Raw genomic sequence first — 22,979 nt, 5'->3', positions numbered from 1 at the left:
ATAGATTCCAGCCTACACTGGAGTGATAAAAAAATTGAATACTAAAATTTTAAATAGAGAAGTACAAGACTATATTATCTCTACATCTGATCGCAATATAGACTTGAGTACACTTATTTTAAAAGGAAGCCCTTTTCAGGGAATAACCATTCAGGAATTAGCACAACAGGTTCAAGGCAGGCTTAAGGCTAAACAAAAGCTACCTTCTTGGTATAATACACAAGGGATTTACTATCCTCCAACCCTCAACCTGGAACAGACTTCTTCTGAAGCAACTGCGCAATATAAAAGTAATTTGGTTTCGGGAGAAACTTTGATTGACATTACAGGAGGTTTAGGAATTGATGATTATTATTTTTCAAAAAAAATAATAATTGTTTACCATTGTGAACTTAATGAAGAACTAAGTCAAATCGCTTCTCATAACTTTATTATTCTTAAAACAGACAATATAAAAATCTATACCGGAGATGGTTTAGAAATATTAAAAAATCAAAATACAGTAGATTGGATTTATATCGACCCTTCTCGAAGACATAATAGTAAAGGAAAAGTCTTCTTTCTTGAAGATTGCCTTCCTGATGTTCCTTCTAATTTAGATTTTCTTTTCTCTAGAAGTAAAAATATCCTCATTAAGACTTCTCCTTTACTGGATATTCAAATAGGCATATCTTCTCTGAAAAAAGTCAAAGAAATTCACGTAGTTGCGGTTAATAATGAAGTTAAAGAACTGCTATGGGTTCTTGACTCCACTTTTAATGGAGATATTATCATAAAGACTGTTAATCTAACAAAAACTGGTAACAAAGAGTTTTCTTTTTTACTAAAAGACGAAACTAATATTTCTGTTCCTATTAGTCTGCCTAAAACCTATCTCTATGAACCTAATGCAGCTATTCTAAAAAGTGGTGGTTTTTCAAGTATTGGAAAGAAATTAGGTTTGTATAAACTTCATATCAATTCTCACTTGTATACTTCTGACCAATTAATCAATTTTCCAGGAAGGAGGTTCCAGATTATTAACATTTATCCTTATCAGAAAAAAGTATTGGCTAAAGCAGGAATCACTAAAGCCAATATTACTACTCGTAATTTTCCGGAATCTGTTAGTGTAATCAGAAAAAAACTCAAAATTAAAGATGGTGGTCAGGAATATTTATTCTTTACCACAAATTCAGAAAACAAAAAGGTCATCCTGCATTGTCAGAAAGCTTAACATCTCACTAATCCTCGACAACAAGGAAATCTAAACAGCCTAAAAAATCACAATTGCTGGTTTCGAACAAAAATTTGATTCTCAATAGCGTGGATTACCAAACCCGCAATGTTTTTAGAACCTGTCTTTAGCAATAAATGATTACGGTGTCCTTCTACCGTACGAGGACTAATAAACAACTGTTCTGCAATTTCTACTGTAGTTTTTTGCTCACAGATTAGCTTGAGTACTTCTCGCTCTCTTCGTGTCAGGTATTCTTCATCATATTTACTTTTCTTAATCGTTTTTAGTTTGGTATCTTCTAAGATATCAAGTACATTTTCATCATAGTAAAAACCTTTTTGAGCTACTTGATTTATGGTATAAATCACCTGAGTTGGTGAGCTATTCTTAGCAAGATACGCAACAGCTCCTTGATCTATCATGTTAACTATAAACGGTTTAGAATAATAACTGGTAAGCGCTATAATTTTAATTTCTGGAAATTGCTTTCTTACAATCTTAGTGGCTTCAACTCCATTAAGATCTGGCATCTTTAAATCCATTAGTATAATCTCAGGTAAATCTCTTCTAGCCTTTAATTGATTAATGAGATCATTACCATCTTCCGCTTGTAATATAATATCTATATTATTTTCTTTAGAAAGGATAAAAGAAATTCCTTGTCTAAATAGGGTCTCATCATCTGCTATTGCTAATTTTATTACATCATTTTTCATGAGCTAGGGGTTTTAAGAATTATAATATTGAATGTAGCTCCATTACCGATCTCACTCTCATAAGAAAGTTCCCCGCCGAGTATTTCTACTCTACTTTCTATGTTTTTAAGACCAATTCCCTTCTTTTTTTCTATAGATTTTAGATCAAAACCTTTGCCATTGTCTATATAATCCAGGGCGAATTGCCCGCTGTCATCAATAGAAAGGTTTACTTTACTTGCCTCACCATGTCGCACAGAATTATTTAACAATTCTTGAGTAATTCTAAAGAGGTGTAGTTCATTGCTTTTGGATAATGACTGATTATAATTAATATGATGTTCTATTGCTAACTTTTTACTACTGATAAATTCATCACATAATTCTTCAATTGCCGCTTGCAAACCAAAATTTTCTAAAATTGGAGGCAATAAATTATGTGCTAACCTACGCGAGCTTTCTAATGTATTGGTAGTAACTGATAGAATATGTTGCAATGTTTGTTCTTCTTCTTTCTTATCCAGGTTACCATCAATTAATACATTAGTGCTAAGACTTACTACATTAAGTTTAGCGCTTATGGCATCGTGTAAATCCTGCGCAATACGTTTACGTTCTTCTTCCTGAGTTTCTATAGTAGCATGTAATAGGTCTCTTTGGTATGAGATCGCTAAATCTTTTTTTTCTAATTCTTTTTGAATAATCTTTTTATTAGAAAAATAAAAAAACAATAATAATGAAGTAGCCATCAATAGCAAAATCCCTATTCCGACTATCAAAAAAACAATTACTGAATTTTCTTCTTGTAAAACGACTTCCTCCATTCAACGAAAATTAAAATCTGGTATACCACAAACAAAATTGAATTAATAATCCAAATCGATTTGTTTAAAATTGAATCGGACGCAACTATATAATTTCCTGCAACAAAAAGCAGTGTACTTCCACTTAAGTATAATAAAACACCTGAGTTTATATATACATATTCCTTTTTCTTTCCTAATATATTATAGAAGTGAATGATGGAATACATAATTAACGGAACTGAGGTTAACACTATTTCAGACAAGTTAAATTTATTAAACAATCCTGGTGTAAAAATGTATTGAATTATAATTATTGAGATTATTGTAATCATAACAGCATTAATAACTCTTTTTTGATTTTTTCCTTTGAACAATTCTCTATAAAAAAATGATAACAGCACAAATTGTATAATAAAGTAGAAATGAGAAAGAAAAATGTTGTTGATTTTAAACAACCAAAATAAAAACAAAACTATTTGAAATAAAAAAATATAGCCAATGTAAAAGAAGAAAATCCTAAAGGTCTTTCTACTATAAAAACTAGACAAACCTTTAGAATAAACTATAACATTAACGGACAAAATTATTTTACTTAACCAAGAAAATATTTGGTTATAATCCATTATCCATTTAATGGGCTACTATTATCACAAGTATTAGGACAAGGATCCGTAAAATCATATAAATATCCAAACTCAATTTCATCATTAGTGGTAGCAGATTTATTAGATATTGGACCAATAACATCTTTACCATCTGCATCTACGCCAACAATGATTAATTTTTCTATTCCATCGTCATCGATTCCCATATAAGCTCTTACATTAACAACATGTTTTTCCTGTAAAACTTCTATTAAATCAATTTTAGGAATTAGAAACGCTCTACAATTGTCTGGACATTCTTGACGCCATTTTGTTGTCCATTGGATACCGGTTTCTAGAGTAATTGTGTTTTCAATTGGTGGCATTTTGTTTAGGTTTTAAATTAGTATTGCCTAAAGTTAGAATAAATACCGCTGAAATAGTTAGACAATTGTAAATTTTTTAACGTTTAAAACCAATGATTTTCTTTTTCATTGAAAATAAAATAGTTATATAATAATTTTGATGTAAACCTAAAGAAGAAAATACCTTTTAGGTCCCATAATACAAGGAATTCACAGTTTAAAGCCAGGAAAAACTTATAATAAAGGAAGTTTTACAATGTTTCCCTAGAATCAATAAACGAAATCGGCTTACGGCTCATTTCAGGAAATTTCTTGGCTTTTAATTCTTCTTTAGTGTTGAGCACTAAATCTGGAACTACTCGCAGATTAGCTCTAAGATGTTCTTTCAATTCCTTCTGTTGTAAAGCAGTTAACACATCAGAAATATGAATCAATAACTTATCTGTTCCTAATTCTCCAATAATTACTTCGATAACATACATTCCAAGACCCTCAAAACTTGTAAGCACCTCAATCACGCTTTGCGGATACAATGTAGTCCCTTTATATTTTATCATATGCTTTTTCCGACCTAGAACAGGGCTTAATCGCATTGTAGAGCGACCACAAATACAAGGTTCGTGATGTGCTCGCATCATATCACCGGTAGTATATCTTAATAAAGGCATTCCTTCTATACCTAATGTAGTAAAAGCCAACTCTCCTACCTCTCCATTGTTGACCAAGTTTCCGTTTTCATCAAGAATCTCAGTAATAATTAATTCTGGAATATGATGCCCCCCCTGGTGTGCGCTACATTCTGTAAATGCTGTACTCATCTCAGTAGAAGCATAGGTAGAATATAAATCAATATCCCACTTTTCTTTAATCTTACTTCCTAGAGTATTTAGATTAAAATCTTGATCTCGTAAAGGTTCTCCTATACAAATAGCGGCTTTTACAGAAGAATTCTGATAATCAATACCGTTAGCTTCTGCATAAGAAATTAGCTTTAATAGAAATGACGGCACTACTACCAAATATGTCGTTTGAAAACGATGAATAGAATCCCATTGCAATTCCGGGATACCAGACCCTACACGAACCATCGCTGCACCTAACTTTCGGGTTCCTAAAAAATAAGCTAACCCTGCCATAAATCTACGATCTAAAGTGGTAGTTAATTGAACAACATCATCTTTGGTAACTCCAGCTGTAGCAAAAGATGTAGCTTCATTATAAGCTAATCGTTCTAAATCTTTATCCGTAAGTCCAAAAGTAACAGGTTTACCCAAAGTACCTGAAGTAGTTACATAATCAACAATTTCGGATTTTGGGACACACAGAAAATCATTATTATATTCCTGAAAATCATCTTTGGTCGTAATTGGAAGTTTCTGTAAATCTTCAACAGTTTTTATAGCATTACTATTTATATTATTTTCTAAAAATAACCTTTTATAATATGGAGAGTGCTTTGCAACATATGCAATCGCTTCTTGTAATTTGGTATTCTGAAGATTAGATATCTCCATAGGTGATGCTTTTTCTATCTCGGGAATCATACTTATATCTTCCTTTTACACTTTTTTATGTACTTCTTTATTTGTTTTACGTCAGGAACAGTCGTTACTTCTTGCTTTGACGCTTTTTTGAAGAAAATCAACGCTTTTTTATACTCTTTCTGAACATAATGATATTTTCCTAACACATAGTAGGTCGCCCAATAATTAGGGTTCAAGCTTTCGAATTGTAGGCGATCTGCTTCTTTTACGGTATTCTCCTTTTCTGTAGCCTTTTCAATCTTTCGACTTAAAATTCTATATGCTTCATAATTCCTATATTGTTGTGTTTCAATAAAAGGATCAGCAGTTATATTAAGTTTATCCGAAGCGATTATTACTTCTTCTTTTCGGGCTATAAATTTATCAAAAACTTCATCCAAATCATATGCTACAAACTCTCCCATCTGATATGGATTACTACTTACCCATACTTTTTTCTCTTCCGATTTAAAGATGATCCCATGGTGAGCTAGCATCTGATTTAAAGCTTTCTCATTACCATAACCAATCAACTTATCTTTTAACCCTTCTCTGTTTCTAAGGATTTTTGCTGCTTCTTCCGGATTCAGTTTCTCTTGCTGAGATAACAACTCAGTCATACGCTGATATCGATAAAAAGAGTGACTCTCTTTAATCGCTTTTTTATTTCGTTTGTCTTTTGAGTAAGCTTCACTTTGAAAGTGATTAGAGCAAATCAACTGATTCGTATTCAGAACTTCATATACTCCAAAATTCTTTGGAGATACTTCTATCAAAACTGCTTTTTTGTCCTTGGCACTACCCACCATAATAGATTCTGACACAAAAACCTTTCTTTTTTTGGCAATCTCAATAGCTTCTTCTATAGTAGATGCATATTGTAGAATCTCCCTGGTAAGAATAGAAATGGGAGTTTTGGCAACTAGCGGTATTTTTGATTTTCCTGCGTTAATGGTCACAGTAAGTCCTTCAATATTCATTCCAGAAACAGCTCCCATCATACCTGCCCAACCATACATCATAAATTTATGTCCTTCAGAAGGATTCATAAATGTAACTAGCTTTTCTTTTGCAAATTCATCGCCTGCATAGAAGTCAAAATTACGCCCAATTAATAATTGTCCGTCATCCGTCTTTTTGCCCCAAGCTGCAAAAGAAGTACATCCTACCAACATTAAGTCTTGTAATGCATGACCAATGTCATGAGCTCCGTGAGCATACAGCATTCTTACATAGGGTTCTGCAAAATTATTATAATCATCAGAAGCATAACGAGATACTCCATAAATTTCGGTTTTATATTCTTCAGGAACATTAAGATGAAGCTTTCTATTATACCAGGCTACAATTTTACTGAGAAAATTTAAATATCCTTCTGAAGGAACAAGTTCAGTAACTTTTCCAATAAAAGCATCTTCTTGTATTTTTATCAATTCGCGTCCTAAGCTACCCGCAGCAATTCCTCGCTCAAGGGGTTTACCTTCAATATATAACTCCCATAACCCTTGTGAATTTTTTCGAAGTAGATTATTATTTAGGGTGTAAAAAGTATTACTATGTTTTACTCTCGCTGTGTCAATCGTTTCTATACCAGAGATATCAGGTCTGGCAGCTAAAGATTTTTTTACTCCGCAGGATGAAGCAATCCATACAAGAAATAGAAATACTATTTTAAATATACAATTCTTCATTATGAATTAACCTTTGCTTTTTCTGCCAAAGCATCCTTGATACGTTGTAGTAAATATTCCTTGCCTAATAATTCGCCACAAGTAACTACTGCACTTATGGTAACTCCCAGCACACCGTGCATATTAAGTCCTTGTCCAGTAAATAATAAGTTAGGAATCTTAGTTCTGGGAGATAAAAAAGACTTCATCGGGTTATCAGCATCTTTAGCAAAACCATACATAGAACCTTCATAACAACCAATATAATCTCTGTATGACAAAGGTGTAGAAGTATGTACAGATTTTATACATGATCTAATATTAGGAAACTTTTTCTCTATCTCGCTAAGATAAGCTTCTATTTTACGTTCTTTAAATTGCTCGTAATCTTCTCCTCTATCATTCTTAACTGCAACTGTATTAAAGGTATGAGACCAGGGTTCTGTTTCCTCAAATCTCATATATGTTATCGATGTAAGGTTATCTGCATACCCAGGGTTCTTACGATCTTCATTCATGGAAATCAAATAAGCCTCTGGCCAGTTATCTTCTTCATAATTCTGGGTAGTCCATACCTTTTCTACTGCATTGGTATGGTAATAATTCTTATTTAGATAAGGAAACGTACCCGGTTTAAAAACTATATACAAACTAAATGAAGATATAATACTCTCTGTATTCTGTATTCTTTTATAATATAGGTTTCTAAAATGTTCCTTACCTATAATCTGCAACGTTAGTTTTGGGTCTACATTAGAAATAAAATTATCCGCAAAAAAAGTATCTCCCTTCTTTGTTGATACCGAAATCAATTGCTTCTCTTCGAAATTAAATTTATTAACCTCTTGATACTTATATATCTTTCCTCCCAAACTCCTGAAACGCTTCACCAATTGTTTAGCTATCTGACTCCCTCCCATAATGCATCTCCAGGCACTCTCGATATATGAATTAACCGATAAAGCATGCACATAAAAGGGGGTTTTCTCGGGATCTCCTGCATACAATAGATTTGATCCAGCTAATACTGCTCTTAGCTTAGGGTTTTCAGTTATACTATCAATATAATCTTTAGCCTTAAGAGTTAATAAATCCTCTCCATAATAGCGATCTCCAGGTTCTAAATTATACAAAGGAAACTTATAACAAGTATCACGTACTTTTTTTATATATTCTCGTATTCCTTCTTCTTCTTCAGGAAAATATTGCACCAATTGTTTTACAAAATTATCATAACCCTGTGCGTGTGGATATTCTATTTCGTCGTTATCAAAGGTGATCACATCATAAGCATCAATATCCATACGCTGAAGCTTAAGGTCATCCATAATATCCAAATATGAAAAATACTGATGTAAATTCTGGCCTTTTTCTAGCCCTCCGATATAGTGAATACCGGTATCGAATATACTTTTATCTCTTACAAAAGTTTGCAGGTTTCCTCCGAACTGATTGTTTTTTTCCAGCACGCAAACCTTCTTACCTTCTTTAGCAAGGATATTTGCAGAAACTAATCCTCCAAGTCCGCTACCTACAATAACTACGTCAAATTTATCTTCCATTTATGATATCCTGTTCAAAACTGTTAACCCAAACTCTTGACTATCAATATTAAAAGCAGCGCTTACCTTTTCAGGTAGTTGGATCGTATCAGAGAACACTATAATTTTCTTTATATTCTCAGCAACTAATTCTTCTAAATGTTGTGGTTGTATTGGTGTAGTCGTATGTAACAAAAGTACATCAAATTTTGTCGCGGTCAAATCTTCAGTTGATACAAAATTGATTTTACTTCTTATAGTGGTATAACACTCTCTAGCAATCTCTAACTTGTTTTCCTCAGCTATAATACCTTTTAGTTTAGTATATGGTTTTTTAAAACTTAGATAAATAAGGAACTGCCCAAAATCATCACTGTATTGTAAAACGTTATCTTTCTGTTGGATATAAGATGCAGCCTTATAATACTTTTCCTTGTTTATTTCAAAATCTTTTTTGACTTCTGTAAAACACGTTTTATATCTATAGTTACTTAATAAGGGCTTCTTATAGTAGTTCACTCCTTCAACTTCATCTTGAAGTGTAGCAAATTCCGATCTGAAATAACTGCTTATCTTTTTTGTTCGTTCTGCATATCCATTACCAAAACTAGTATCATCATAAGGGATTCTTGGAAGCATTTTTAACCTAATAGCTCCATCATGTATTACAAAATCTCCTTTGGGTGATACCTGAGCATTACCATGTATTACTACTGGAAGAATATCCAACTTCAGTTCTTGTGCCAGATAAAAAGACCCTTTGTGGAATCTACTCATCTTAGCAGTATCCGTTCTGGAACCTTCAGGAAATGCGATAAGGGAATATCCTTGTTTTACTTTTTCCTGAAGATGCTCTACTCCTCCTTCAATACCAGAAGAAACCGGATAAAAGCCAGCCAGCTTCACAGCTTTGCCAAAAACAGGATTGTTATATACCCAATCCTTAACCAGATATATTAATTTAGGATGTAACATCCCTAAACAAAGGATGTCTAAAAACGAAGAATGGTTAGCAATAATAATACACTGCTTACCAAAGTTTTCTTGATTAAAATTATAAACCTTCTTTTTTACAAAAGGATTAGAGTATAATACCGAACCCATCATTTTGGATACTGTTCCATGAAAAACAGCCATTTTCTTTCTTTTACTTGCCGGAAACCAAGGAATAATCAGACTACTTAACAACGAAATTATAAAACCACCAATAATAAAATATCCAAAACTAAATATAGACCACAATGTCTGACGAACTCTAAGTGGTGATAGACCTTTTTTTCCTCGATTAATAATAAATGCCCTGTACAACATTGGTTGAATCGTAAAAGCGACTAAAACTGCAGATAAAATTCCTATAAGAGATACTACAGAAATTGAATATAAAGCAGGGTGTTTAGCAAAAATCAATACTCCAATACCTAAAATTGTAGTAATAACTGATAATAGTATTGAAGTTTTATATGTTGATAACTCCTTACGCCCATAAGTATATTCTTTAATCAAACCGTTAGTAATAAAAATACTATAGTCCACTCCTAATCCAAATATAAAAGTAGAAATAATGACATTGAATATATTAAAATCAATACTCAACATTTTCATAATACCCAGGGTAATTATCCAGGTAATCGCAATAGGAACTGCCGTAAGAAAAGTAAGCATCGGATCTCTATAGAAAACCATCAACAATAAGACTACAGCAATAAGCGAGTATCCTATCAAGGTATTGAAATCATTTTTTAAGTTTCCTAGCAATGTTTCATTAAGTTGTTTACGGTCAATTACTACCGTATTTTTTTCCTTACTTAATGCTCCATTGATTATATCTGTATCTTCGTGCGCAACTTTTATCGCAGAAACCACAGTAGAAAAATCATCCTCCTGAGTAACAAACTCATCTAAATACAACTCTTTAATATTATTATATTCTGAATAGCTGATGATCTTAAAATCAGAATTCAAAGTATTATAAAAAGTAGTAAATGTCTCCGGTTTAAAACTTTTTAATGCTCCTTTTTCTTTTAATAATTTAGTAAGAGTATCTTTTTTTTGACTAGTCCAGAAATCTTTCCATTGCTTAATTTTTTCTTCCTGAACTTCTTGTGAAAGTACTACTCCTCCTACTGAACTAAAATTAATAATTTCATTATCGGATTTCTTTTGATTAAGAATTGAGTATAACTTATTATTCGCATTCAAAGCCTCGTTAAGAGTCTTACCGTAAGAAACCAGATAGATCGATTTGGCTTTATTATTATTAATTCTGTCTAAATCTGATTCTGCTGCCAAGAGTTCTTCAGGCTGATAGTTCATCGTATTCAGATCTGTATTAAATCCTACTCTATGAAATAAAAACAACCCAATAATGAAAACTATAGTGATTAGCGAAACCAGAACTTTGCTTTTATGAAAATCAATATTTGATATTTTATCAATAATTGTCTTTCGCTGTGCTTTCTTGCTATCAGAAAAACGATATACTTGTGGGATAAATACCAATGCAAATACAGAGGCCCCCACAACGCTAACAGCAGCAAAAATTCCTAAATCATTTAATGCTTCAGATTTTACAAACACCAAACACAAAAATGCTACTGCAGTGGTCAAACTGCTCATTAAAACAGGAAGAGAAACATCTTTGTAGAGTTCTTTGACATCACGATTATTTCTAAAATGCGTAAGAATATGCAATGAATAATCTAAGGTTATCCCTAATAAAACCGAACCTATACCTAAGGAAATGGCAGATATTTTTCCTTTTACCAAATACAAAATAGCTATTGCTAGTAATGCTCCAAATACTGTTGGTGTAAAAATAATTAGTGGTACAGTGACCTTTCGATAAAAAAATATCAAAATCAACAATAGAATTGACATTGCAATAGTAACAGTAAGCTGAATATCTCTTTTAATCTGCTTGGCATTGGCCACAGCATATAATGTAGCACCAAATAATGTAGCTTTGGTATCTTGATTATATTTTGAGTTTAACTCAGATGTTATTTGTTTTAATCCCTCAACAAACAAAGTATTTTTTCCAGTTTCATTAGTTGCCAAAGCGGGAGTAAGAAAAAGTAATAGATTCTTTCTGTCCTTTGTAACTAAAAAGCCATTATATAGATCATAATTATCACCAAGTTGTAACTGTGCCAATTTCTGAAGCCCCACAGGTGTAAGTGATAAAGGGTCTTTAACGATATATTTCTTGGTAATGATTCCGGCTGGAGAAATAAGGGTTTTATAATTGTTCTCAATGACCTCGGTAATAGAGTCCGGATTAATTTTTTTCGCTATATTTTGGTAATCAGATTCATCAAGAAATAACGGTAAATGATTATATACAAAATCATATAACTGTAATACATTATCATCTTCTACCTTACCTTGAATCTTTTTTACATAATTACCAAGATGTGTTTGGATTGAGTCAATATATTCCTGGGCATATGTTGTCAGCTTATCAGGATCACCAGTAGTTGCTTCAATATTGACAACTATTTTATCCGAAAAAGAAACAGTTTTTAGAACTTTTTGAATGATCTCTCCTTTTTCGCTATTTGGGATCAATCTGGTGATATCTTCTTCAAAACCAATACGACTAGCAACAAAACCAACAATTACTATGAGCAAAGTAATAATTGGCCATGCCAACATTCTATTCTGCCTTATGCTGTGATATAGTGAAAGAAAGAAATTATGCATTTATAGCATTACTTTTGGATTTGCGAATGCTAAAATACAAATATGCCAGTATTCCTGAAATCAAAGACACTACAATTGCCAAAGCAAAGCTTCCGATCACATATTGACCTAATCCCTTAAAAACATCTTTACCAGATCTAATATCTTCTATATTAAGAGTTAGGTCCATTTCTTTTCCCATGACTATAGCACCTAATTGATAACTAGCATATATAATAAATGGAATTATTGGTGGAATACTAACATTAGAAAACAAAAAGGCAATTGGTTTATTAAGTTTAAAAATAGTTGCTAAAGCAAATACCAGCAATGTTTGAAAACCCCAAAAAGGAGATATGCCTATAAATAATCCCAAAGCAATGGCACTAGCTTTTTTTAAAGGAGGATCGTTGCTTCTTAAAACATTTTCTCTCCAGAATTTCTTAAACCCTTTTTTTTTTACTTTATCAAACAATCTTCTAGGGAGATAGAAGAACAATGTCAATGTTACTAACCAAGTGTTCAGAATACTGATTCGTGTAAAGTCTTTAAAAGGCCTAAAATGTGATACCCGTTCTTGCTCATCATACAATACACGAATAGGAATATTACGAACTTCTACTCTTCTCCATGCTAGTTTTACAATTACCTCTATTTCTAATTCAAACTTGGTGGTAAAAAGTTTTAGTTTATTTATTTCTTTGATAGGATATAAACGATAACCTGATTGTGTATCCTGAAGTTTGATTCCTGTTTCCACCAGATACCAAAAGTTGGAGAATTTATTACCAAAACTGCTCTTTCCTGGTACAGTAGGATCATCCATATTTCTAGAACCAATCAACAATAATGATTGATCGGGATCTTGTTTTTCTAATTCCTGTAGAAAAACAGGTAAATCACTTGGAAAATGCTGCCCATCACTATCTACGGTAATAAGATACTCATAACCTAGTTCATCTGCTTTTTTAAAACCTTCACGAAGTGCTACTCCTTTACCTTTGTTTTTAGGAAACGTAATAATTGTTAATTTGTTCTGGTATGGTAAAAGGATGTTTGATGTATCATCTGTAGCACCATCATTAACAACAATAATCCTATCTGTATATTCCAAAACTCCCTGAACAACCCTATTCAAAGTTTTCTGATTATTATAAGTAGGAATCAAAACACCACATTTAAGTGTTTCAAAAAGATGGTTTTGTAATGGTTTTGTGTTCAAAGCATTCTTTTATGAGCACAAAAATAGTATAATTTGTATTGGTAGCGAATTTAATTTAATTTTCAAACCGGACAGATTTTCAAAACCTATAAAGCCATATCCGAAGCAAATTAATCTGCAAAAGCTTCAGATGTAGACATAAAACCTTTAATAAACTCTTTTAGTTTAGGAGAAGGAACTTTATTAACGTTATCCTGAAGAAATTTTTTATCTGACTCGATGTTTTTATAATAGCGAGTAATTCTAGGGGCACTGGTTTGTACACTAAGCCTTATCATTCTAAGTTCAATATTATCAGGCTCAGAAGTTATAGCTGCTTCAATGATTTTTTTCCCTTGTTTGAAAAAAGATATTTTATCTCCTCTTTTATCTGCAAAAGAAGCTTTTAAGGTTAATGCACATCCATAATATGCTGATAAAACATTATCTGTTTTATAATTTGTCTTTTGAATTATCTGATAAAACTTTTCCGTATTCTCAGCAGATTTTTTAGCATATCGATAAGAATTACGTACTTCTGTAATATCCATCAAGTTTGGTGAAAAAATCAATAAACTAATCAATAAAGCAAAAAGTTTCATACATTCAGATTTATAGTTTTACAAAAGTAACTACTACTTTTAGTGCTACTGTATCATCATATTTAATTATATTCTTTACTTTGATTTCTTCATCGCCATCTGTAAAACTATTTTCAATAACCAAATCAGGTGTTTTCTCCGGATTAATTACTGCCATAAATTTTACATTAGATGCTTTTTTCATAAATAAAGAACATCCCAATCTTCTTTCTGTAAGCTCTTTGATAATTTGTAACATACAAACACCAGGAGTTACAGGGTTACCCGGAAAATGACCTTTAAAAATATCACTATCAGGATTTAAAGTAATAGACGTAGTTTGTACACCATCCCTTACAATATCTTCATTAATTTTATATAAATCAGCTATTAGCATATTATTTCTTAAGTAAATTAAGTTCTATATTCAATTTTATATTCTTGTGATTTATTTTAATAGATTCCGCTACATGATTTTCAGAAACCTTATCATAAATAATCTCAAATTTTTCTTTTGACTTAGTTGTCTGCACTATTTTTGACAGCACTGCATCAGGTAAGGTGTAAAAGTAATAATTACTTCTCTTATCGGATTTGGCTTTTAACACATTATAATTTTTGTTATGATATCTTCCTGTGACTGTATCATTCTCTTTTAATAATAATGAAAAATCCCTGATCAATGTATTTAGAATGATCTTTCTATTAAGCTCATCTATAATAGTATTGATTTTATATCCTTCTGCATTAAACTCGATATCAAAAAACGTACTCCCAAATTGAGAAGTAAATACCATTCTATGCGTATCTTGTTCGATCTTTTTTACGATAAGAATACCGCTAAATTCATTCCCATAAACAGCAACTTCCATCTTATACACATAATCCAGTTCTGAATTACTAAAATAAGGATTATGAATTGATGAAATCCAGGTATCAGATTCTGTAAAATCATCTACTAAAGATAACTTGCAACCTGAAGATAAAATCAATACAATACTAATGAATAAATACCGCATCCTGAATCGGTTGGTTTACAGACTTGTTTTCGAATTTAATTAAAGTATAATCATCAGAGGGTTCTATCAATTTTACACTGGAAACCAAAAAATCATTCTTATTAAAACGAAGTACAATCTGCTTAAACATTGTACTCAACGTTTTGTCTTTTGGGGTTAATTTAGCTATATATACATTATCTTTTTTATAAAACTCTATTGTAAACTGACTATCATCCAACATATCTCCGCTTACACTTCTGGCAATAAGATCGTTTAGTTTTTTAAACACTTTATTTGATGCTAGATTCACATCACTTTTCTTCCCAGCATCATTGATGTATAACTTTTTATCTTTAAAAATTACACTATACTCATAAGGATCTGTATATGACCACTTAATAACATCCGGTGCTTTGAAATATAAATCTCCTTTACTTTCTATATCATTAGACAAGAAATCAATATGTTTCAATTGTGTAAAAGTATTAACAATCGTTTTAGAGTTGAGTGCGCTGGCACTCACTCCATTTTTTACCATATCAATCTCTGAAGGCGCTAGTTTGGTCTCCTGAGCTTGGATATATCCTAATACTAACAAAAAAAGGATAAATGTATATCTACGCATATGCCGGTATTGAAAATAACTCATCTATTGTAACAGTTGTAAAATTATTCTTCTGCAAAAATAGCAACAATTGTTCCAATACTGATATTGTGATGTTTTTTGTATCATGAAGTAATATCACATCTCCTTTTTTTAGACCTTTTGTTACTCTTTTTAGAATTGCTTTTTCTGATGGAATTGTAGTATCAAAAGAACGTTTATTCCATCCTATTACTTTATGTCCTGTTACTTTTACAGCTTTCGCTATATTTGGGTTAGTGACTCCATAAGGCGGACGAAACAGAAGTGAAGTTTTTCCTATAACATCTCTCAATACTTTGTCTGTATCTGTAATTTCTTTAGTAAACTTTTTGGTACCATAAATATCAATCAACTGTGCATGAGTATAAGTATGATTTCCTATTATATGACCTTTTTCCACTATTTGTTTTGCAATTTCCGGAAAGGTTTCTATCTGTTTTCCGATACAGAAAAAAGTGGCTTTAACTTCATATTTATCCAAAACTTCTAAAACTTTTAATGTATTCTCATCAGGACCATCATCAAAAGTAATAGCAACGGTATTGAATTGTACATTTGGATTATAAGAGTAGCTTTTTAGAAAAAATCCGGATCTGATATTCGTAACACCATAAGCAGTTATTAAAAACCAAGCTAAACCTACTAGAAGCATACTCCACCAGGGAAGGTAGTTATATACTACTCCAATAATTATTAGACTACCAATAATGGTAAATGTAATATTAACTGTTTTACGGGTTAGCATCTTTGCAATAATGCAATACTATGGTTTTTTCCAAGATATTGATTATACAAAAGTATTGTATTATATCCTTTAGCACTAATATCATTCACCTTTAGAACAGAAGGGACTTTATTTGTATCAAAAATCCTAGTACCCAACCAAAAACCAAAACTTGAAGCCACAGGATAATCCCCAGTAAGATGTTTATAGCAAAGTTGTTCTGTATTCGAAAAAATAGAAGATTGTAAGCTTTTGTAGTAATGATCATGTTCCACATCTCCGTTATTTCCTAGAATAACAGCATCAATATCTTGTATAGACAATCCTTGACGAGCAACAAACTTTTCTATATCAGTTTTTATTTCATTCGGTGTAGCAGAACTTCTTGTTTCTACATCAATAATCTTGGCAAGAGTTTTATCTGTTTTCTCAGCTCCTAAAACCATAAATATAGCTCCTTCACTAGTTACAGTTCCAGATGTTTTAGAATCCAACAGTTTAATCACATCTATATCATCTTCCTTAATCTGACCATCTAACTTATGTAGCAAAGTAGAATTCTTAGCCACCTCATCGATACCTCCCACTAAAATGTTTTTCTCAGGGCTTTCTGAAAGCATTAATTGTGCATCTTTTATAGAAACCTCAAAAGAAGCTGCTCCTTGAACATAGGTTACATTATAAGCTTTACAACCAAGTCCTAAAGCTACCTGACCACCGACAGTATTATGAGTGGATTGAATAAAAAGTGTAGGTGTTAAAAACTGCTCATCATTATGTAAAATGTTTTCAAGAAACTTTTCAGAATCTTGCTTACATCCCATTCCGGTTCCTGTGATGATGGCATCCGGCATTTCTATACCTGAATTGTTCAAAGCCATAGTGGCAGTCGTTACTCCCATCTTTACGGATTTAGACATACGTCTCATTGCCGCTGGTTTGATAAATTCTTTATAATTAGGATCGTGTGATCTAAAAATAGATTCCTTATGATGAATTACTTCATCTAAAAAAGTATCAGGATCTGTTGTTGGCTGAGCAGAAATACTGGCTATACCATTAATATAACAATTGCTCATTATTTTGTAAAAATTAGAGTGGAACAATTACCTCCAAAACCAAAGGAATTGGATAGTATTGTATTCATACCTTTAGAAATCAGTTCAGTTTGTGGAACCAAAGAAAATTCTTTCATCTGAGTTTTGAAATTCAGATTAGGAAAAATTAGGTCATCACGAAGTGACAACAATGAATACACAGCTTCTACTGAACCTGCAGCAGCCAATGTATGACCGGTAAATGCCTTTGTAGAGCTAAAAACAGGCATGTTATCTTCTCCAAAGATTCTAGTCATAGCTACACCTTCGGATAAATCATTATTAGGAGTTGCAGTACCGTGTGCATTAACATAGTCAATGTCCTCTGCAGATATATTAGCTACTTTTAAAGCTTCTTTCATAGCCAAATAAGCTCCTTCTCCATTTGATGAAGATGCAGTTTGGTGATATGCATCATTAGCATTAGCCCATCCGGTAACTCTTCCTAAGATTTTCTTACTAGATTTTTCAACTACTTCATCACTTTCCAACACCAAATATGCGGCAGCTTCACCTAGATTAAGCCCCTTCCTGTTATCATCAAAAGGAGTACATTCTTCATCTGATAAAATCATCAATGTACCAAAACCGTTTATCGTAAATTTTGATAGCGCATCTGTTCCTCCAACTATTACTCTATCTAATTGTCCCGCACGAATCATTCTTGCCCCTAACATAATAGCATTAGCGGCAGATGAACAGGCAGTACTAATTGTCGAAACATAACCGTTGATTCCTAAATAATCAGAAATTGATTGCGTAGTAAACCCAGCGTGTTGTGCTTCAATGAATCTTCGATACTTCGGAGTTTCGGGATACCCAAGATAATGACGTTCAGTAGTATCCATACCACCAACACTAGTACCAGAAATAAAACCTGTCCTGTAATCATTAACATCAGAAACATCAGCATTCTGAAGAGCTTCTTTAGCAGCTATTGCACCAATCATAGCAGTTCTGGAAAAACAATGAGACGGTTCTAAACCTAATTGCTCTATAAGATCTTGATTAGATTTTTTAATCTCACCAACCATAATCTCATCCTTATGACGTGTTTCTAACATTTCTATTCTAGAAATACCGTGTGAAACAGATTTTAGAGCATTAAAATTTTCTTCTACAGTATTACCTATAGAAGAAATGATTCCCATACCAGTTATGGCAATACCTTTGCTCATACTATTTTGTGCGGTTTTTAGAAATATAATCTGCCATTACATTAATGGATTCGAATATAGCTTTACCTTCTTTTGGATCTTTTAATTTGATCCCATAATCCTTTTCTAATAATACAATAAGCTCTAGAGCATCAATAGAGTCCAACCCAAGACCATCACCAAAAAGTGGGTCGTCATTACCTATTTCACTTACCTCCACATCTTCTAAACTTAATTGCTCAATGATTTTCTCTTTTAGCTCTTCTTGTAATTCCGCCATAATCAACTTTTGTAAAAATTATTTAATTGTTCTTTTGATAGCAATTTTTCTCCATTTCTGGAAATAAATGCCAAAAATACGTCATATTTATCATTATCCAAATCTACCCAACCACAAATCACGTTACTTGCTTTATTTGTGTCTAAAAGTACTCTGGAATAAGTGGTCAAAAACTTTGCATCGAAAGCTTTCTTAACAAAAAAAGCGTTCTCACTTTTTAGTTGATGACGAATACTGATTTCACCCATCATTATATTAGGTAGAGTATACACAAAAACTGCTGGAGAAGGAAAATAATTTTCTCTATCTTTTATTGTATCCTGATGTTTCCTATCTGTATCTAAACTAGATGCACGATTGGCGAGTACTAAAGCTGTGTCCTCCGAAACTTCTAACTGGTCTGACAACAAAACTTCTGAAGCCAAAAAACTAAGCTTACATAGCTCATCCATCTTATGAAATTTGGGATACTTTAGTTCCAAAAACTTATAAATCCCTTTCGCAAAATCTTTTATAGAATCAGAGTTATCATCAGAATATAATAATTCTCCATTCTTAGAGATTTTATTATTCTTAATAGAACAAAAACTTGTTATGTAATACTGTTGCTCCATTATAGCGATACTTTTTCTATAACTAATGCCACATTACACCCTCCGAAACCTGAAGCTGTTTTCAAAACCCTTCGTAATGATTTTGATTCATTCTTTTTTATAATATTAATAGGCTGTGAAACTCCTAATTCTTCAAACCCCAAAGAAGCAAATATTTCATCGTTCATTAAACAATGTCTAGCGATAATACTTTCTATAAGAGCTGAAGCCCCTAGGGTATGGCCATAATAACCCTTAAGGCTATTAACTGGCACATTTTGAAGCCCAGCTCTATTAAAGGCAATAGCCTCCATCTCATCATTAAATGGTGTTGCTGTACCGTGAGCCGTTATAAAATCAATTTGAGTATTATTGATTCCTGCTTCTTTCAACGCTTTAGAAATACTGATAAATAAACCTTCACCAGTTCTGGATGGTCCCGAAATATGATTAGCATCATTAGCTGAAGCATCCCCTGTAATTTGAATAGCTTTTCCTTTTACATTTTTGGGATTAGAACTTAACCAAGCTACTGCTGCTGCCTCTCCAAGACTTATACCTGTCCTATTTTTACAAAATGGCTTACAAGGCGCAGGACTAACAGCTTGAAAAGAAAAAAATCCTGATAACGTAAATTCTGAAAGTAAATCTCCACCAACTACAATCATATCTTCATATTCTCCAGTCTGAATCATTCTTTTGGCAATAGCCAAAGCCAAACCACCTGATATACAAGCATTAGACAATACAATAGGTTCCGAATCCAAATCAAAATAGTCTTTAATAGTTTCGGCAATACTTCCTAGATAAGCTTTAGTTTCAGAATTACTACATAAAGCATTAATATTTCCTTTAGTAGTAGAAATAATTATTCCACTTTTTTTTATGTCCAAAGAAGGGTTTTCTGAAAGTAATTTTGAAATTGACAACAACATCATCTTTTCCAGCTTACTATATTCTACGTTATTTGAAACAATTTCCAAAGAAGATGAAAGTAAATCGTTATTAATTACTGCACCATAAAACGGTTCTTCGTATATAGTTTTATTATCCACTCTATTGATCCCTGTGTTATTCGCACGAAGGTTTTCTAGATTTGCTTCAGTAGAAAATCCTAACGGAGAAATAATATTATCTGCAACTAAGTAGGCCTTTTTCATAATAACCCTACTTTTCGTTTCCAATCCAAAAAGAATTCAGGAATAGATAAGGACATATTTCCTTCCATATCCAAAAAGACTTGTGTCGTCTCACCAACACAAACTAGTTCTTTATTTTGATTATAAACATTGTATCTAAAAATCATTTTGGCTGCTTGACTATCCACATAGATTGTCTCTACTGTTGCCACATCACCATATTTAAGAGGTAACTTATGATCGCAATTGGAATTTACGATTGGAGTAACATAATCATTATCTTTTACGTGCAGGTACGAAATACCGTGAGTACGGCCAAAAGCTTCTCTTCCCTCTTCAAAATAGGTAATGTAAATTCCGTGCCATACAATACTCAAAGGATCACAATCATTAAACCTTACCCGAACTTCGTGGGTATACTTAATATCCGTTTCAATCTCTTTAGACCGCTTTTTTCTTTTCATAGTAAATAATAGCAATTACGATAGTACTAATAAAAAATCCAATAAGCAAACCAATTTCAGGAAGAATATCAATAAAACTTCCTTTCCTAAGAAAGCAATCATAAAAACCTTCTAAACCCCAATTGAGAGGTGAAATTTTAGCTACAATTTGCATGGTCTTTGGCATTACAAAAACCGGAACCCATACCCCACCAATAGCAGCTAATATTATAATCAAAACTGCACAAAATGGAGCCGTCTGTTCATGTGTATTAAAAAGTGTTCCTAACAAGACCCCAAGCCCAACAGCAGCAAGACCAGCAGACAATGCTACCAAGTATAATAATCCTATATATCCACTTATTTCTAAATTTGGCAACCCTAGTTTAGGAAATAAATATACCCCAATTAACAATATTAGTGTAAACTGAACTAAACTAACAAATAGAAACACAAAGCCTTTTCCTCCAATAATGGTCAAATAATTTACCGGAGTGGTCTGTAACCGCATAAACGTACCTTGCCCTTTCTCGTGTACTAAATTTAGTGATAAAGGAATGATCATAAAGAAAATTGCAAATAATGTCCATGCCGGGATATTGTGCTGTACAGAATTAGGTAAATTATCTTCACCAGATAATGAAGGGTTAATTTGTTCGTATTTCACAAATTGGTCTCTATTGAAAGACTGTAAACTTTCTGACTCCCCTAGTTCTTTTTCAAATGCCTGATAAATAGATTTGGTTTCGATACTAGCTATAAGCTTATCTACTGAAAAGATCACAGAACTCCTGAATGTCTCTTGAGTAATAGGATCAAAATAAAGTTTTACCACTTTATGAGAAAGTTTTTCCTGCACAGCTTCAACCTTAGCAGTATCTTCAGTTCCTTCAAACTCCTCTAAAATCTTATTTATATTTTTTTCTATCTGCGTATCAAGATCACTTGTTAAACCTTCTGGAATAACCACGGCCAACTGATACTTACCCGAAGCTACCAAACGACTTGCTTCTTTTTCTGTTATCCTAACATCTTTAATCTTAGAAACAGGGTTTAGAAAACTTATTTCATTAAAATTCTTTTGAATCTCTGCGGAAAGCCTTCCTTTATCATTATCTACCAATAAAATATCAATTGTATTACCAGAAACTGATTTAAACGTGCTATCCTGAATCAGAGTGATAGTGACTACCAATATTACTGGCATTAGAAATAAAATAATCAGCCCTCCTGGATCTCTCAGAAGCTGTAATGATTCTTTTTTTATAGAAGCCAAGAATTTATGCATAATCTCGTAACTCCTTTCCTGTTAGTTCGATAAATACGTCCTCAAGATTTCTAGCGTTTTCTGTTGAAGAAATAAGACTAGTAGGTGTATCTTTTGCTATAATCCTTCCTGAATCTATAATTCCAACACGAGTACATAATTCTTGTGCTTCTCGTAAATGATGAGAAGTATAAATTATAGTAGTACCATCTTTATTAAGTTGTTTTAACTTTTCAGTAATAGCTTGTTTAGACTGTACATCTACACCAACCGTTGGCTCATCAAGAAAAAGTAATTCTGGTTTATGCAGAATTCCTGCAATGAGATTCACTCTTCTTTTCATTCCACCAGAAAATGTCTTTATTTTTTTATCAGCGAAGGGCAATAATCCTAGCTGATCTAAATGCAGTGAAACCAAAGGTCGAAGTTCTGATTTTGGCAATCCAAACATACTTCCGAAATACAATAAATTTTCTTTGGCTGTAAGTCTTGGATATAAGGCGTATTCCTGAGGAACTACACCTATTATCTTTTTTATTGACTTATGATCTTGATGAAAAGTTTTATCGCCAATATGAACTTCTCCAGAAGTTGGTTTTATTAATCCACAAAGAATAGAGATTAATGTAGTTTTTCCGGCTCCATTAGGTCCCAATAAACCGAACACTTCTCCCTTATGAATAGACAGATCAACATTATCTAAGGATTTAAAATCTGCTCCCTGATATTGTTTAGAAAGGTTATTTATTTGAATAATAGGAGCTCC

At 32.5% G+C, this 22,979-nt stretch carries 22 protein-coding genes; 1 reads left to right on the top strand and 21 read right to left on the bottom strand.

Annotation, left to right across the window (positions count from 1 at the left end; genetic code table 11):
- Nucleotides 1-34: 34 nt before the first annotated feature.
- On the top strand, nucleotides 35-1,216 hold the full coding sequence (locus J8M14_RS14920; RefSeq protein ID WP_211075605.1) for a class I SAM-dependent methyltransferase: 1,182 nt from the start codon (nucleotides 35-37) through the stop codon (nucleotides 1,214-1,216).
- A gap of 47 nt (nucleotides 1,217-1,263) precedes the next feature.
- On the opposite strand, the gene J8M14_RS14915 is transcribed toward J8M14_RS14920, so the two are convergent.
- The 21 genes from J8M14_RS14915 to J8M14_RS14815 all read right to left on the bottom strand — a co-directional run bounded on the left by J8M14_RS14915 (nucleotide 1,264) and on the right by J8M14_RS14815 (nucleotide 22,970).
- On the bottom strand, nucleotides 1,264-1,935 hold the full coding sequence (locus tag J8M14_RS14915) for a response regulator transcription factor (RefSeq protein ID WP_211075604.1): 672 nt from the start codon (nucleotides 1,933-1,935) through the stop codon (nucleotides 1,264-1,266).
- The gene (locus tag J8M14_RS14910; RefSeq protein ID WP_211075603.1) at nucleotides 1,932-2,738 is read right to left on the bottom strand and encodes a sensor histidine kinase; all 807 of its coding nucleotides are present in this window, start codon (nucleotides 2,736-2,738) and stop codon (nucleotides 1,932-1,934) included. The genes J8M14_RS14915 and J8M14_RS14910 overlap by 4 nt, the downstream gene beginning before the upstream one ends.
- A gap of 604 nt (nucleotides 2,739-3,342) precedes the next feature.
- Nucleotides 3,343-3,690, bottom strand: a complete 348-nt coding sequence (locus J8M14_RS14905) for a hypothetical protein (protein WP_211075602.1) — start codon at nucleotides 3,688-3,690, stop codon at nucleotides 3,343-3,345.
- 230 nt (nucleotides 3,691-3,920) lie between these two features.
- Nucleotides 3,921-5,213 (bottom strand): AMP-binding protein, encoded by a 1,293-nt coding sequence (locus J8M14_RS14900; RefSeq protein ID WP_211075601.1) that lies wholly within the window; start codon nucleotides 5,211-5,213, stop codon nucleotides 3,921-3,923.
- A gap of 2 nt (nucleotides 5,214-5,215) precedes the next feature.
- Nucleotides 5,216-6,883, bottom strand: a complete 1,668-nt coding sequence (locus J8M14_RS14895) for a C45 family peptidase (protein ID WP_211075600.1) — start codon at nucleotides 6,881-6,883, stop codon at nucleotides 5,216-5,218.
- Nucleotides 6,883-8,424: an NAD(P)/FAD-dependent oxidoreductase gene (locus tag J8M14_RS14890; protein WP_211075599.1), complete on the bottom strand. Its 1,542-nt coding sequence runs from the start codon at nucleotides 8,422-8,424 to the stop codon at nucleotides 6,883-6,885. The genes J8M14_RS14895 and J8M14_RS14890 overlap by 1 nt, the downstream gene beginning before the upstream one ends.
- Nucleotides 8,425-12,105 carry a 1-acyl-sn-glycerol-3-phosphate acyltransferase gene (locus tag J8M14_RS14885; RefSeq protein WP_211075598.1) on the bottom strand — a complete coding sequence of 1,227 codons (3,681 nt, stop codon included), beginning with the start codon at nucleotides 12,103-12,105 and terminating at the stop codon, nucleotides 8,425-8,427.
- The gene (locus J8M14_RS14880; RefSeq protein WP_211075597.1) at nucleotides 12,098-13,306 is read right to left on the bottom strand and encodes a DUF2062 domain-containing protein; all 1,209 of its coding nucleotides are present in this window, start codon (nucleotides 13,304-13,306) and stop codon (nucleotides 12,098-12,100) included. The genes J8M14_RS14885 and J8M14_RS14880 overlap by 8 nt, the downstream gene beginning before the upstream one ends.
- Nucleotides 13,307-13,416: 110 nt before the next feature.
- The gene (locus J8M14_RS14875) at nucleotides 13,417-13,887 is read right to left on the bottom strand and encodes a hypothetical protein (RefSeq protein ID WP_211075596.1); all 471 of its coding nucleotides are present in this window, start codon (nucleotides 13,885-13,887) and stop codon (nucleotides 13,417-13,419) included.
- Nucleotides 13,888-13,897: 10 nt separating this feature from the next.
- Nucleotides 13,898-14,263, bottom strand: a complete 366-nt coding sequence (locus J8M14_RS14870; RefSeq protein WP_211075595.1) for a 3-hydroxyacyl-ACP dehydratase — start codon at nucleotides 14,261-14,263, stop codon at nucleotides 13,898-13,900.
- Between the two features lies 1 nt (nucleotide 14,264).
- Entirely contained in the window at nucleotides 14,265-14,885 is a 621-nt protein-coding gene (locus J8M14_RS14865; RefSeq protein WP_211075594.1) for a hypothetical protein, read from the bottom strand.
- Nucleotides 14,866-15,492, bottom strand: coding sequence for an outer membrane lipoprotein carrier protein LolA (locus J8M14_RS14860; RefSeq protein ID WP_247672657.1), 627 nt, complete (start codon nucleotides 15,490-15,492; stop codon nucleotides 14,866-14,868). Before J8M14_RS14860 ends, J8M14_RS14865 begins: the two co-directional genes overlap by 20 nt.
- Nucleotides 15,485-16,258, bottom strand: a complete 774-nt coding sequence (locus J8M14_RS14855; protein WP_211075593.1) for a polysaccharide deacetylase family protein — start codon at nucleotides 16,256-16,258, stop codon at nucleotides 15,485-15,487. Before J8M14_RS14855 ends, J8M14_RS14860 begins: the two co-directional genes overlap by 8 nt.
- Complete coding sequence (locus J8M14_RS14850) at nucleotides 16,252-17,316, bottom strand: beta-ketoacyl synthase N-terminal-like domain-containing protein (protein ID WP_211075592.1); 1,065 nt, start codon at nucleotides 17,314-17,316, stop codon at nucleotides 16,252-16,254. Before J8M14_RS14850 ends, J8M14_RS14855 begins: the two co-directional genes overlap by 7 nt.
- Nucleotides 17,316-18,512: a beta-ketoacyl-[acyl-carrier-protein] synthase family protein gene (locus tag J8M14_RS14845; protein ID WP_211075591.1), complete on the bottom strand. Its 1,197-nt coding sequence runs from the start codon at nucleotides 18,510-18,512 to the stop codon at nucleotides 17,316-17,318. Before J8M14_RS14845 ends, J8M14_RS14850 begins: the two co-directional genes overlap by 1 nt.
- Nucleotide 18,513: 1 nt before the next feature.
- Nucleotides 18,514-18,771: a phosphopantetheine-binding protein gene (locus J8M14_RS14840; protein ID WP_211075590.1), complete on the bottom strand. Its 258-nt coding sequence runs from the start codon at nucleotides 18,769-18,771 to the stop codon at nucleotides 18,514-18,516.
- Nucleotides 18,772-18,773: 2 nt separating this feature from the next.
- The gene (locus J8M14_RS14835) at nucleotides 18,774-19,385 is read right to left on the bottom strand and encodes a 3-oxoacyl-ACP synthase (RefSeq protein ID WP_211075589.1); all 612 of its coding nucleotides are present in this window, start codon (nucleotides 19,383-19,385) and stop codon (nucleotides 18,774-18,776) included.
- Complete coding sequence (locus J8M14_RS14830; protein ID WP_211075588.1) at nucleotides 19,385-20,524, bottom strand: beta-ketoacyl synthase N-terminal-like domain-containing protein; 1,140 nt, start codon at nucleotides 20,522-20,524, stop codon at nucleotides 19,385-19,387. The genes J8M14_RS14835 and J8M14_RS14830 overlap by 1 nt, the downstream gene beginning before the upstream one ends.
- Nucleotides 20,521-20,967 carry a thioesterase family protein gene (locus tag J8M14_RS14825; protein WP_211075587.1) on the bottom strand — a complete coding sequence of 149 codons (447 nt, stop codon included), beginning with the start codon at nucleotides 20,965-20,967 and terminating at the stop codon, nucleotides 20,521-20,523. The genes J8M14_RS14830 and J8M14_RS14825 overlap by 4 nt, the downstream gene beginning before the upstream one ends.
- The gene (locus tag J8M14_RS14820) at nucleotides 20,945-22,234 is read right to left on the bottom strand and encodes an ABC transporter permease (protein ID WP_211075586.1); all 1,290 of its coding nucleotides are present in this window, start codon (nucleotides 22,232-22,234) and stop codon (nucleotides 20,945-20,947) included. Before J8M14_RS14820 ends, J8M14_RS14825 begins: the two co-directional genes overlap by 23 nt.
- Nucleotides 22,227-22,970, bottom strand: coding sequence for an ABC transporter ATP-binding protein (locus tag J8M14_RS14815; protein WP_211075657.1), 744 nt, complete (start codon nucleotides 22,968-22,970; stop codon nucleotides 22,227-22,229). Before J8M14_RS14815 ends, J8M14_RS14820 begins: the two co-directional genes overlap by 8 nt.
- Nucleotides 22,971-22,979 lie beyond the last annotated feature (9 nt).

Origin of the sequence: Aquimarina sp. MMG016, assembly GCF_018100805.1 — a bacterium.
Taxonomy (GTDB): domain Bacteria; phylum Bacteroidota; class Bacteroidia; order Flavobacteriales; family Flavobacteriaceae; genus Aquimarina.
This window is presented reverse-complemented; position numbering and strand designations above follow the sequence as displayed.

Excerpts from the sequence above, each read along its gene's own strand:
- J8M14_RS14890 (WP_211075599.1), bottom strand. The coding sequence starts at position 8,424 with ATGGAAGATAAATTTGACGTAGTTATTGTAGGTAGCGGACTTGGAGGA.
- J8M14_RS14835 (WP_211075589.1), bottom strand. The coding sequence starts at position 19,385 with ATGGAGCAACAGTATTACATAACAAGTTTTTGTTCTATTAAGAATAAT.
- J8M14_RS14820 (WP_211075586.1), bottom strand. The coding sequence starts at position 22,234 with ATGCATAAATTCTTGGCTTCTATAAAAAAAGAATCATTACAGCTTCTG.
- J8M14_RS14850 (WP_211075592.1), bottom strand. The coding sequence starts at position 17,316 with ATGAGCAATTGTTATATTAATGGTATAGCCAGTATTTCTGCTCAGCCA.
- J8M14_RS14875 (WP_211075596.1), bottom strand. The coding sequence starts at position 13,887 with ATGAAACTTTTTGCTTTATTGATTAGTTTATTGATTTTTTCACCAAAC.
- J8M14_RS14825 (WP_211075587.1), bottom strand. The coding sequence starts at position 20,967 with ATGAAAAGAAAAAAGCGGTCTAAAGAGATTGAAACGGATATTAAGTAT.
- J8M14_RS14855 (WP_211075593.1), bottom strand. The coding sequence starts at position 16,258 with ATGCTAACCCGTAAAACAGTTAATATTACATTTACCATTATTGGTAGT.
- J8M14_RS14895 (WP_211075600.1), bottom strand. The coding sequence starts at position 6,883 with ATGAAGAATTGTATATTTAAAATAGTATTTCTATTTCTTGTATGGATT.
- J8M14_RS14885 (WP_211075598.1), bottom strand. The coding sequence starts at position 12,105 with ATGCATAATTTCTTTCTTTCACTATATCACAGCATAAGGCAGAATAGA.
- J8M14_RS14910 (WP_211075603.1), bottom strand. The coding sequence starts at position 2,738 with ATGGAGGAAGTCGTTTTACAAGAAGAAAATTCAGTAATTGTTTTTTTG.
- J8M14_RS14865 (WP_211075594.1), bottom strand. The coding sequence starts at position 14,885 with ATGCGGTATTTATTCATTAGTATTGTATTGATTTTATCTTCAGGTTGC.
- J8M14_RS14840 (WP_211075590.1), bottom strand. The coding sequence starts at position 18,771 with ATGGCGGAATTACAAGAAGAGCTAAAAGAGAAAATCATTGAGCAATTA.
- J8M14_RS14905 (WP_211075602.1), bottom strand. The coding sequence starts at position 3,690 with ATGCCACCAATTGAAAACACAATTACTCTAGAAACCGGTATCCAATGG.
- J8M14_RS14915 (WP_211075604.1), bottom strand. The coding sequence starts at position 1,935 with ATGAAAAATGATGTAATAAAATTAGCAATAGCAGATGATGAGACCCTA.
- J8M14_RS14870 (WP_211075595.1), bottom strand. The coding sequence starts at position 14,263 with ATGCTAATAGCTGATTTATATAAAATTAATGAAGATATTGTAAGGGAT.
- J8M14_RS14830 (WP_211075588.1), bottom strand. The coding sequence starts at position 20,524 with ATGAAAAAGGCCTACTTAGTTGCAGATAATATTATTTCTCCGTTAGGA.
- J8M14_RS14860 (WP_247672657.1), bottom strand. The coding sequence starts at position 15,492 with ATGCGTAGATATACATTTATCCTTTTTTTGTTAGTATTAGGATATATC.
- J8M14_RS14900 (WP_211075601.1), bottom strand. The coding sequence starts at position 5,213 with ATGATTCCCGAGATAGAAAAAGCATCACCTATGGAGATATCTAATCTT.
- J8M14_RS14845 (WP_211075591.1), bottom strand. The coding sequence starts at position 18,512 with ATGAGCAAAGGTATTGCCATAACTGGTATGGGAATCATTTCTTCTATA.